This is a genomic window from Phocaeicola faecicola, from assembly GCF_013618865.1.
Lineage (GTDB): Bacteria > Bacteroidota > Bacteroidia > Bacteroidales > Bacteroidaceae > Phocaeicola > Phocaeicola faecicola.
Genome location: NZ_JABSOE010000025.1, coordinates 46112 through 57909, shown reverse-complemented (window position 1 = coordinate 57909; position 11798 = coordinate 46112). Strand labels below are relative to the sequence as shown.

7 protein-coding genes are annotated in these 11798 nt (G+C 42.1%); 6 read left to right on the top strand and 1 reads right to left on the bottom strand.

Features of this window, described 5'->3' with window-relative positions; translation table 11 throughout:
* Positions 1–188: 188 nt before the first annotated feature.
* Positions 189–1190, bottom strand: coding sequence for a malate dehydrogenase (locus tag H3001_RS08635; RefSeq protein ID WP_178245648.1), 1002 nt, complete (start codon positions 1188–1190; stop codon positions 189–191).
* A gap of 367 nt (positions 1191–1557) precedes the next feature.
* On the opposite strand from H3001_RS08635, the gene H3001_RS08630 reads away from it, so the two are divergent.
* The 6 genes from H3001_RS08630 (at position 1558) to H3001_RS08605 (ending at position 11713) form a co-directional block, all read left to right on the top strand.
* A complete protein-coding gene (locus tag H3001_RS08630; RefSeq protein ID WP_181214711.1) occupies positions 1558–2646 on the top strand; it encodes a phosphotransferase enzyme family protein in 1089 nt (362 codons plus the stop codon).
* Between the two features lie 373 nt (positions 2647–3019).
* Positions 3020–4069, top strand: a complete 1050-nt coding sequence (locus tag H3001_RS08625; RefSeq protein WP_181214710.1) for a glycoside hydrolase family 130 protein — start codon at positions 3020–3022, stop codon at positions 4067–4069.
* Positions 4066–5319 carry an MFS transporter gene (locus tag H3001_RS08620; protein ID WP_181214709.1) on the top strand — a complete coding sequence of 418 codons (1254 nt, stop codon included), beginning with the start codon at positions 4066–4068 and terminating at the stop codon, positions 5317–5319. The genes H3001_RS08625 and H3001_RS08620 overlap by 4 nt, the downstream gene beginning before the upstream one ends.
* A 6-nt stretch (positions 5320–5325) precedes the next feature.
* Positions 5326–7047: a glycoside hydrolase family protein gene (locus H3001_RS08615; protein ID WP_181214708.1), complete on the top strand. Its 1722-nt coding sequence runs from the start codon at positions 5326–5328 to the stop codon at positions 7045–7047.
* A 17-nt stretch (positions 7048–7064) separates the two neighbouring features.
* On the top strand, positions 7065–10136 hold the full coding sequence (locus H3001_RS08610) for a SusC/RagA family TonB-linked outer membrane protein (RefSeq protein WP_181214707.1): 3072 nt from the start codon (positions 7065–7067) through the stop codon (positions 10134–10136).
* 20 nt (positions 10137–10156) lie between these two features.
* Positions 10157–11713 (top strand): RagB/SusD family nutrient uptake outer membrane protein, encoded by a 1557-nt coding sequence (locus H3001_RS08605; RefSeq protein WP_181214706.1) that lies wholly within the window; start codon positions 10157–10159, stop codon positions 11711–11713.
* Positions 11714–11798: the final 85 nt, after the last annotated feature.

Below are 11798 nucleotides of genomic sequence, written 5' to 3'. Positions count from 1 at the left end.
AAAAGTAGCCTCTTAGGAGGCTTATGGCAACGGGAAAAACAGTTTGAAAGGATAAAATCTTCAAAACTAAGCTTATAAACTTCTCTCTTTAGAAAAATTCGAATGAATCCAATCTGAGATGAAACAAAAGAGGCCATCTCAACTCTATTTTGAGACAGCCTCTTTTCATATTTATCAAATTTTGTTTATTATTTGATGTTCGGGTTCAGTTTGTTCCATTCAGCAACTGGAGGAAGTACACCCATTGCGATTACTTCATCACGCAGAGCGCACAAGTGTTCGTAGCTCTTATCCAAAGCAGCCTGTTCTTCTGCAGTTCCGTTCAGTTCAGCGCAGTGGCAACCTTCAGTATCGATTGAAGTTTCCCATGCCATCATGATGTGATCGTACTTATCGTTAGAAACGTAAGTACCAGCAGGCCAACGGAATGGTTTGCCACCCATAGCAGCAGCAATCATTTCGATAGAAACGTATGACGGGCTCTGGAATGATGAACGTCCACGCAGGTTGATGATGTTAGCACCACCCTTTGTAACTTTCTGCTGGATTTCAGCCCACTGTTCAGCTGTCAGTGCATCAGTACCGATGATTTCAGTCAACGGTTTGCCGTTAACTTTTGCAGTTGAAGCAAATACAGCCATCTGTTCGCCGTGGCCACCGTAAGTACGGCAGTTTTCTACAGCGTCCATAGAGATACCGAAGTGTTTAGCCAATTCGCTGCGCAGACGAGTTGAATCCAAACCAGCCAGAGTAGTAACCTGACCTGGTTTCAAACCTGAGTACAACAGTGTGATCAAACCAGTGATATCAGCAGGGTTGAAGATAACAACGATGTGTTTTACATCCGGGCAGTAAGCTTTTACATTCTTACCGAATTCTTCAGCGATAGCAGCGTTTCCTTTCAACAGGTCTTCACGAGTCATACCTGCCTTACGGGCAGCACCACCTGAGTTTACGATATATTTAGCACCAGTCAGCGCTTCTTTGATGTCTGAAGTGAAAGTGATGTTTACACCTTCGAAACCGCAGTGGAACAATTCTTCAGCAACACCTTCCAATCCTGGAGCGTATGGGTCATACAGACAGATGTTATTAGTCAGGCCCATCATGATTGCAGTCTGAGCCATGTTAGAACCGATCATACCGGCAGCACCAACAATGGTAAGTTTTTCGTTTGTTACAAATTCCATAATTCTTATTATTTAAGTTATGTGTATAAAGTTACTTTCTTAATTTGTTGCGCTACAAAGATAAAAAAGTTCTTTGTGAAATACTAGGTTTTTTTTCAGTAAAAATGAGGTGAAAAGAGGGGATAAGATTCGATTACGGAAAAATTTCATTATTTTTAATGTTTGGATTTCTTGTTTTGCAAACAGCAGGTTGCAATTGTGCGGGTATCTGAAATCCGGATGAATTCCCGCATTCTTTATACATTATAGTTGGAATCAGGCAAAGATTTTTTATCTTTGCCACATAAAGTGTATTTGTTCAGGTTTGAAAAACCGGTTATTTATTCTTTATAGTAAGTGTGGAATATAAGATTTAAATATTTATACTATGGATATACAGGATAGAATTGTCAGCCATTTTCCTGAAATCGGAGAAGTGAAAGAAATCCTTCCGCTGACTTCGGGCTTGATTAATCAGACTTATTGGGTGAAAACGATGGATCCGGAAGAACCGGACTATGTACTGCAGCGCATCAATCATCAGATTTTTACAGATGTGGATATGCTTCAGCGGAATATTGACCTGGTGACTTCTCATATCCGGAAGAGACTGCAGGCTCAGGGAGTGACCGATCTTGACCGGAAAGTGTTGCGTTTTTTGAAAACGGATGAAGGCAAAAACTATATTTACGATGAGGAAACGGGCTATTGGAGAGTTTCAGTTTATATCCAAGGTTCAAAGACCATGAGCGAGGTTACTCCGGAATCTTCTTATCTGGTAGGTTTGAAGTTTGGTGAGTTTGAGGCGATGCTGGCCGATATTCCCGAAACTTTGGGAGATACAATTCCTAATTTCCACAATATGGAGTTCCGTCTGCAGCAGTTGCGCGATGCAGTCGCTGCCAATCCGGCAGGCCGCCTGCAGGAAGTCAGTGACCTGGTTGAGGCCATTGAGAAGGATGCTGAGGAGATGTGTCTGGCAGAACGTCTGTACCGTGAAGGCAAATTGCCAAAACGTATCTGCCACTGTGATACGAAGGTGAGCAACATGCTGTTTGATATGGAGGATAATGTGTTGTGTGTAATCGACCTGGATACGGTGATGCCTAACTTCGTTTGCTCGGATGTGGGCGACTTCTTGCGTTCTGCAGCTAATACAGCTCCGGAAGACGAACCGGACTTGGATAAAATTGCTTTCCGCATGGATGTATTCCGCAGCTTTATCCGCGGATATCTGGAATCGGCACGTTGCTTCCTGACCGATCAGGAAATTGCCCTTCTTTCTTTCTCGGCAATGCTGTTCCCGTACATGCAGGCTGTCCGCTTCCTGACCGACTACATTAATGGAGATACTTATTATCAGATACAGTATCCTACACACAACTGTGTAAGAGCAAAGGCACAGTTTGATTTTTATCAGAAGGTAAGAGCCAAACGTGATGAGATGGAAGCCTACATCGCTTCGCTGTTGAAATAATATCTGAAAGTTTTTATAAAAAAACGAGCAATTTGTATTTTACAAGTTGCTCGTTTTTTTGATGTGATTATGAAGAAGAAAGGGGAAAGCGTTTTTTAAAGTTATATAATATATCTGTATCAAAAACATGAATTGAAATGGAATAAAATGGTATTGAAAAGGAGTGTATTCTTTAAATCGCTAAAATAATATACTAATTTGATAAAATAGTATACTGTGATATTTTTGTAATATATTGATAATTAGATAATTATTCTTATATATGGCGGATATATGCTATACAGCATACCTATACCATTTTGAGAAGATAGTGAACTGGGTAAACAGGGCGAATCTATACTTTTGCTCACAGAAATTTTAATTTTTTGATACTATGGATATAGCAAAAAGATGTGAACAGAACCCGCTGCTCTCTCCTAAAGATTTGAAGCCGGGAATCGAAGGAATGGAAATAACGTGTCTGTTAAATCCTGGAGTTTTTCAATTTAATGGCAAGACTTGGTTGCTGCTGCGCGTGGCAGAGCGTCCTGTTCAGCAGAAGGGCATTATCAGTTTTCCTGTATATGATGAATTGGGAAAAATTAAAGTAATGTCTTTTTCTGAGACAGACCCTGATCTGGATGCCAGTGATCCTCGTGTGATTGGTTATAAAGGAAAGAATTATTTGACTACAATGTCTTATTTGCGTTTGGTGTCAAGTACGGATGGCATCCATTTCCACGATGAACCGGAGTTTCCTCCTATTTTCGGAAAAGGTGAACTCGAATCGTTTGGTATTGAAGATTGCCGTGTAGCTACTACCGACAGTGGTTTCTATTTGACTTTTACAGAAGTGTCTGCCGTAGCTGTGGGAGTGGGCATGATGCATACGGTGGATTGGAAGAACTTTGAGCATTATGGAATGATTCTGCCTCCTCATAATAAGGATTGTGCATTATTTGAAGAAAAAATCGATGGCAAATATTATACGTTCCATCGTCCAAGTAGTCCTGAACTTGGAGGTAATTATATCTGGTTGGCTGAGTCTCCGGATTTGAAGCACTGGGGAAATCATAAATGTGTAGCTACTACACGTGACGGATATTGGGACTGTGCCCGTGTGGGAGCCGGGGCTGCTCCTATCAAGACAGAAGCTGGCTGGTTGGAAATTTATCATGGAGCCGACTACAATCACCGTTATTGCTTGGGAGCTCTTTTGCTTGACTTGAATGACCCTTCAAAGGTGTTGGCTAGAAGTGAAGAACCGATTATGGAGCCGATTGCTCCTTATGAACAGACCGGATTCTTTGGAAATGTAATCTTTACCAATGGACAGTTGGTAGACGGAGATACTGTTACAATGTACTATGGAGCTAGCGATGAGGTGATTTGTAAAGCGGAATTATCTATAAAGGAGATCCTTAAAACATTGAACGTAAGATGAATAAACTGAAGACCGAGTATTTGTTTTTCAAACAGCAGGAGCATAACATGAAGGTTTTGCTGATGACGAATCTTCTTTACGCCTTTGTGTTGCCTGTTGTGGAAATTTTTGTCGGGGCTTATGTCATGAGAAGCACGAGCAGCCCTGCAATGGTTGCTTTTTATCAGTTGGCGATGTATTTGGGTATTGCTGTAACGTCATTGCTGAATGGATTTCTGTTACGTAGATATAATGTAAAGACATTGTATTCTGCAGGGATATTGGTGAGCGGTATTTCCATGTATGTCATGATGGCTATTAAATCGCTGGGGGTAGTAGAACTGGCACTGGCAGGTTTCTTTATGGGAGCTGCTTCTGGCTTTTTCTGGACAAACCGATATTTGCTGGCTTTGAATAATACGAATGATGACAATCGTAATTATTTCTTTGGATTAGAATCGTTTTTCTTTTCCATCACTTCAATCGGGGTGCCCTTGATCATTGGTACTTTTATCAGTATGATGGACGGAAAGCAGATTTTGGGCTTTGTCTTTGATGTCACACTTTCTTATCAGGCTGTTACTCTTGCAGTGGTCATCATAACTGTAATTGCCTGCATCATATTGTGGAGAGGAGATTTCAAGAATCCTGAAGAAACTGAGTTTTTATACTTCCGCTTCACAAAATTGTGGAGAAAGATGTTGAGTATGGCTATGTTGAAAGGTATGGTACAGGGCTTCCTGGTGACAGCCCCTGCCATTCTGGTTTTGAAACTGGTAGGCGATGAAGGTGTGTTGGGTGTTATCCAGGGAATTAGCGGTGCACTGACGGCTTTGCTGGTCTATGTATTGGGACGTATTGCTCATCCGGAAGACCGTATCAAGATTTTTGTAAGTGGGTTGGTGTTGTTTTTTGTCGGAACGTTGTTTAATGGAATACTGTATTCGGCATTGGGAGTTATTCTGTTTGTACTTTGTAAGGTTATTTTTCAGCCGTTATTCGACTTGGCTTATTTCCCGATTATGATGCGTACCATTGATGCGGCTGCGAAAATAGAACAGCGGAATGAATATGCCTATATTTTGAGTCATGAATTCGGACTGTTTGCAGGAAGGGCTTTCGGATTATTGTTATTCTTGTTCCTGGCATATTGTTTCTCTCAGGATTTTGCATTAAAATATGCATTGGTGATAGTGGGAGCCTTGCAGTTGCTGGCTTATCCGCTTGCTAAGAATATTATAAAAGAAACCGATTTGATAATGAAAAATTAAATAACCATGAAACATAAAAGTTTGTTAGTTCTAGCTTCTGTAGCATTGGCTGCTTGCTCCGGTACTGCCGATTTGGGGGCTCCAGTTGAACAAGTAGTCATCGAACGAGTTAACCTGATGCCTGATATGCCGGAATCTTATCAGATGATTGACTGGAAACAGAAAGCACGTGATTTTGACCGTTTTGTATTTGACTGGAATAACTCAAGTGAAGTCGGACCACTTATCTGGCTGGATAATGCACGGAGAAATGTGGACCAGGAAACTTTCGGATTGTATACGGCAGTGAAAGATATACGCCAGGGTAAAGATGCCAACAACGGTGAGTTCCATGAGAGTCTGAATTCACTGGCTGCGATTTTGGGAGCAGGACTGGTGGGTATCGACAAAACCGATCAGGATGGTTATAATTATGTGAAAATGGTGCAGAATTATTTTAATTCTGATACTGGCTGGAATATCGTAATGAATAATACTACTTCTTCAGTGGGATCAAAAGGAGGTGGATATGGCAGAGACTGGTGGTATGATGTATTGCCGAATGCCTTATATTATGCCGTTTGTGATGTCTTCCCTCATGTAGAAGGAGCTGAAGAAATTCAGAAGAGTATTGCAGAGCAGTTTGTAAAAGCCGATTCTGTGTTGAACGGAAATTATGATTACTCTTATTTTGATTATGGACAGATGAAGGGTGGGGTAAATCATATTCCATTGCAGCAGGATGCAGCTGGTGGCCATGCTTATGTATTGCTGTGTGCTTATCGTAAGTTCGGGGATAACCGTTATTTGCAGCATGCTAAGAGTGCAGTAGAGGCCTTGCTGTCTCAAAAGGAAAGTCGTTTTTATGAAGCATTGCTGCCGCTGGGGGCATATACGGCTGCTTACCTGAATGCAACAGAAGGTACTTCTTATGATGTGAAAAAATTGCTCGACTGGGTGTTTGATGGATGTAAGAGCCCTACAGGAAGAACCGGATGGGGAATTATTGTAGGCAAATGGGGAGACTATGATGTGAGTGGCTTGCAGGGTAGTATAACCGACGGAGGAGGATATGCTTTCCTGATGAACAGTATCAAGCCGGCCTGGCCATTTATTCCTCTTGTAAAATACCAGCCTGAATATGCACAGGCCATCGGTAAATGGATGTTGAATAATGCAAGTGCATGCCGTTTGTTTTATCCTGGATACATTGATGAACAGCATCAGTGGGCACCCGAATTGCGGAATCTGACAGCTAATAATATTGCGTATGAAGGGTTGAGAAAGGCGGATGATTATGGCAAGGAATCGTTGAAGGGTGTTTCACCGGTAGCCATAGGGGATGGTCCTAAATGGATTGACGGAAATCCTACTGAAAGTATGTTCAGTGTATACAGTTCTTCTCCAGTTGGTATTCTGGGGGCTATTGTAGATACGACCAATGTGAAGGGTATTCTGAAACTGGATTGTAATGCAACTGATTTTTATTCACAGAAACCTTATCCGGTTTATCTCTACTACAACCCGTTTGATGAAGATAAAGTGGTGGAATACACATCCGCACAGCAGGCTGATCTGTTTGATATTGTGGCTAAGGAATATGTAGCACGGAACATTGTGGAGAAGGGGGCTTTTACGATTCCTGCCAAGGCTGCACGTATCGTAGTTGAATTGCCGGTGGAAACGGAATTGACCAAAGAAGGACAACGTATTGTTGCCAATAAACAGTATATCATTTCATACAAATAACAAATCTTTAACACACTATGAGTAAGCATGTTTTTTCATTGATGTTGATGCTTTGGGCTTGTACCTCACTTTGGGCCCAAAGTGCGAAAAAGGTTTCCGGTACTGTATATGATGCAGGAACGGGAGAAGCTTTGATTGGGGTTTCAATTTTGGAGGTGGGAACTTCCAACGGAACCATTACAGACTTTGAAGGAAAATATTCACTGGAGGTGACTGATGGAAAACTTTCGTTTTCTTATATCGGTTATAAGACTCAGACGTTGACTGTGTCTGCCAGTGGAGTCTATGATATCAAACTGGAATCGGATAACGAGCAGCTCGATGAAATTGTGGTGATTGGTTATGGTACGCAGAAGAAGAGCGACTTGACCGGATCATTGTCTTCTATCAGCAATAAGGATATCAAGAATTATGCCGTTTCCAATGCTTCTGAACTGTTGACCGGAAAGGCTGCCGGAGTCTTTGTTGCTGCCAGTTCCGGACAGCCGGGAGCTGATGCAGTGATTCGTGTTCGTGGATTGGGTACTGTAAATGATAATAACCCGCTTTATGTAGTAGACGGACAGTTTATGGATAATATCGGTAGCTTGAATCCTGCTGATATCGAACGTATCGAAGTGTTGAAGGATGCTTCTGCCTGTGCAATTTATGGTTCCAGAGGTTCTAACGGAGTCATTCTGATTACTACCAAAGGAGGAGTCAAGGGCGAAACCGTTGTGACTTTGGATGCTTACGTTGGTATCAAGAACAGTTATAAGGCGCTTGATATGATGAATAGTGAACAGTATTATAATTTTATTACTGAGGCCTATAAGGACGATCCTACTTTTGTGGGTGAGAAGAAAGAGAAATTCACCAATCAGTATAAGAAAGGTTACGATACCGACTGGTGGGATGAGGTTACTCGTACCGCTTTTACCCAAAACTATAATGTCAGCATCCGGAAAGGAACAGACAAGTCTCGCTCGGCTATCAGTTTAGGCTATGTAGGCGATCAGGGAGCGATTATTACTACAGAGTTCAACCGTCTTTCATTGCGCCTGAATCAGGAATATGATATCAATGATTATATTACGGTAGGAGCTACACTGAATGGAGCGAAAATACGCTCGCGCGATACAGGGGCGATTACTTCTTTCGATTTTATTCAGAAAGCCGACCCGTTTACTCCGGTTATCAATCCGCTGGTAGATCCTTCTTCTCCTAATTATGAATACAACAAGTATGCGCCAACGGAATGGTCTTTCGATCCTAATCCGGTAGCGATGCTGGAACAGCCCGACCGTTATAATGATAAATTTAATGTGTTCGGAAATGTGTTTGCTCAGATTAAACTCTTTAAAGGATTAAGTTATCGTGTTCAGTATAGTTTTGAGAGAAATCATGATGTGTTTAAAGATTTCCGCCCGGCCTTTGAGTCTACATTCTCTGAAGATAACCTGGCCAATACCGGTGGAAAGTATCTGGAGGAAACTCAGCTGACAAACAACAGTTCGGTTGTTTTTAATTACCTGGTAGAGCAGCGCTTGAACTATAATACTTCTTTTGGAAAGAACTCACTTGATGCAATGGTGGCGATGACGTATGAAAAGAATACTTCTGAAGGAATTAACGGATATAAGCGTGGTGCACTGGGCAATGATGAGATCTATCATATACTGGATGCCCAGACTGTAGGCGATCAGGTTTCGGGTGGTAAAACTACTTCTGCCATGTTGTCTTATCTGGGACGTGTCAATTATTCGTATGATGACCGTTATCTGGCTACGGTAAACTTCCGTGCCGACGGTTCTTCCCGTTTCGCTAAAGGTAACCGCTGGGGATACTTCCCTTCTGTTTCTTTGGGATGGAGAATGAGTAATGAATCTTTCTTCCAGAATCTGAATATTGATAATATTGTATCAAATGTAAAGGTCCGTTTGGGATGGGGACAGAATGGTAATCAGCGTATTAACCGGGATGCCCCTCTGACACTGATCGGTACTAACAATGAAATGCAGTGGTATTTTGGTAATGCTTATTCTCATGGTTATGTACCTACTTACACCGGTAATCCGGATATCCGTTGGGAAACCAGTCAGCAGACCAATGTGGGACTTGACCTGGCCTTTTTCCGTAACAGTCTGGATGTAAGCATGGATTTCTATGTCAAGAAGACCAACGATATGTTGTTGGAAATGCCTATTCCGGCTTTTGGAGGCTTCTCGAACAGTCCTTTCTTCAATGCTGGTGACTTGAAGAATGTCGGTTTTGAGGTAGTAATGCATTACCGTAACCAGATTGGTAAGGATTTCAGCTATAATATCGGTTTGAACATGTCTACTTATAAGACAACGGTAACTCAGCTGACTTCAGAGTACTTGAGTGGAAACAACTCCAGAACTTATGTAGGTGGTCCTATCGGAAGATTCTGGGGATATCAGCAGATTGGTATTTTCCAGAATCAGGAAGAAATTGATAATTACGTAGATAAGAATGGTAACAAGATCCAGCCGAATGCGCGCCCGGGTGATTTTAAATTTGCCAAGTTGGGAGAAGAAGGTCCTTTGAACGATGATGATGACCGTACATTCATCGGTGACCCGAATCCGGATCTGATCTATGGATTCAACCTGGGATTTGCTTATAAGAATCTGGATGTCAGCATGGCATTCCAGGGTACGCTGGGAAATGATATCTGGAATACAGCGAAAGGTACATTGGCTACAGCCGGTAATCAGAATGCACTGGCCGAAGCATATACCAATGCCTGGAGACAGGAGGGAGACGTGAATGTGAAGTATCCGCGTATTACGAATTCGGACACTAATAACAACATGCGTGCTTCTTCTTTCTACGTGGAAGACGGTTCTTATTTGAGATTGCAGAACATGCAGATTGGATATACGTTGCCTTCATCTGTTTGCCAGAAGACAAAATTGTTCTCTAGCTGCAGATTCTATGTCAGTGCCCAGAACCTGTTTACGTTGACCGGTTATACGGGGCTGGATCCGGAAATCGGAGTCGACAGTCCGCTGAATATGGGAGTTGACAATACGCATTATCCTACTTCACGGACATTTACACTGGGAGTTAACTTGCAGTTTTAATGATTTTAAAAGAGAAAAAGATGAAACCAAATAAATTATTAATCGCTTCTTTATTTGTTATAGGTTTGTGTGGAGGAAGCTGTTCCTTGGATGAGCCTAGTTACGGAAAGACCACAAGTGATAATTATTATCAGATTGATACTGATATTGAAAAGGCTTTGACCGGAGCTTATTTGCAGTTGCGTACCACTTGGAATGAATATGCACTGAATCATTATTTTGTTGGAGATTGCAGTACGGATGATGCTCTGAAAGGAGGAAACGGTGATGGCGACAGGGCTGAAGTACGTGATTTGTCTGATTTTACAGTGTATACTACCAACGGTGAGGTAGGACGGAGATGGGAAATTCTGTATCGTCTGATCAACCGTTGTAATGATGTCATTTATTATGCGCCTCAGGCTAAGGGCGACAAAGATTTGTTGAAACGCTATGAACTGGAAGCTAAGGCGCTGAGAGGTTTTGGATATTATTGTCTGGTAACGACCTTCGGCGGCGTACCTTTGCTGACCGAACCAAAGGATCCGGCTGAGGTACTGACCATTCCAAGAGCTGATGCAGAACAGGTGTATACGCAGATTATAAATGATTTCAAGGAGGCTTCTGAACTGCCGGCAAAAGGAGAATATGGGGAAGCCGATGCTTATCGGGTTACCCGTGGATTTGCCAAGACCATGCTGGCCAAGACGTATATGTTCCAGCAGAAGTTTGACCTGGCTGAGGCGGTATTGAATGAAATCGTGGAACAGGACAGAGATTATCAGTTGCTGGCCGATTACGGACAGAACTGGAGACCGGAATTTGAAAACAGTTCTGAGTCAGTCTTTGAATTGCCCAATAAAGTGTACGACAAGAATATTGGAACAGGAACCAATGTACCTCATTTCTTTACCAGCCGTACTTCTCAAGGATATCAGGGTTATGGCTTTCATGTACCTACTTTAGACTTGTACAACGAGTTTGATCCGGATGATCCGCGTATTACGTATGTATTTACCCGTACGGGCGATATGTATGAAGGAGGCCAATATCCTCAGGATAATTCCGGATCGGAGACTGGTTTTAATGATTATAAAATGACGGTTCCTACTAAAGATAAGGTGGGATTCGATAATTGGATGATCAGTTATAATATCCGCATGTTGCGTTATTCGGATGTGCTTTTGCTGTATGCTGAGGCTTTGAATGAAAACAATAAACCGGAACAGGCACTGATTTATCTGAACCAGGTAAGACAGCGTGCACGTCAGACAAATCCTAAAGACCCGCGGCGAAGTGCACAGGCCTATGTTCCGGAGGTTACAGAGAATACATTGAAGGATGTGACGGAAACGAATAAAGACCGGTTGAGGACTGCTATCTGGCATGAACGGCGTTGTGAACTGGCTATGGAAGGATGGCGCAGAGATGACCTGATGCGGCAAAAGCGTTTTGGAGAGGTGATGAGAGGCTATGCACAGAAATACAACGTGTCAAAGGGACGGAATTTTGACGATGCCAGAGATTATCTGTTGCCGATTCCCCAAAGTGAAAGGGATAAATCCAACAATATTCTGACTCAGAATCCGGGTTATTGATCGAAACGTAAAATATCACTTTGACTTATCAAAGTGATATTTTATTTTTTATAATACTGGAGAAAAGACTATCTTTGTTAACTTG

Excerpts from the sequence above, each read along its gene's own strand:
- H3001_RS08635 (WP_178245648.1), bottom strand. The coding sequence starts at position 1,190 with ATGGAATTTGTAACAAACGAAAAACTTACCATTGTTGGTGCTGCCGGT.
- H3001_RS08630 (WP_181214711.1), top strand. The coding sequence starts at position 1,558 with ATGGATATACAGGATAGAATTGTCAGCCATTTTCCTGAAATCGGAGAA.
- H3001_RS08625 (WP_181214710.1), top strand. The coding sequence starts at position 3,020 with ATGGATATAGCAAAAAGATGTGAACAGAACCCGCTGCTCTCTCCTAAA.
- H3001_RS08620 (WP_181214709.1), top strand. The coding sequence starts at position 4,066 with ATGAATAAACTGAAGACCGAGTATTTGTTTTTCAAACAGCAGGAGCAT.
- H3001_RS08615 (WP_181214708.1), top strand. The coding sequence starts at position 5,326 with ATGAAACATAAAAGTTTGTTAGTTCTAGCTTCTGTAGCATTGGCTGCT.
- H3001_RS08610 (WP_181214707.1), top strand. The coding sequence starts at position 7,065 with ATGAGTAAGCATGTTTTTTCATTGATGTTGATGCTTTGGGCTTGTACC.
- H3001_RS08605 (WP_181214706.1), top strand. The coding sequence starts at position 10,157 with ATGAAACCAAATAAATTATTAATCGCTTCTTTATTTGTTATAGGTTTG.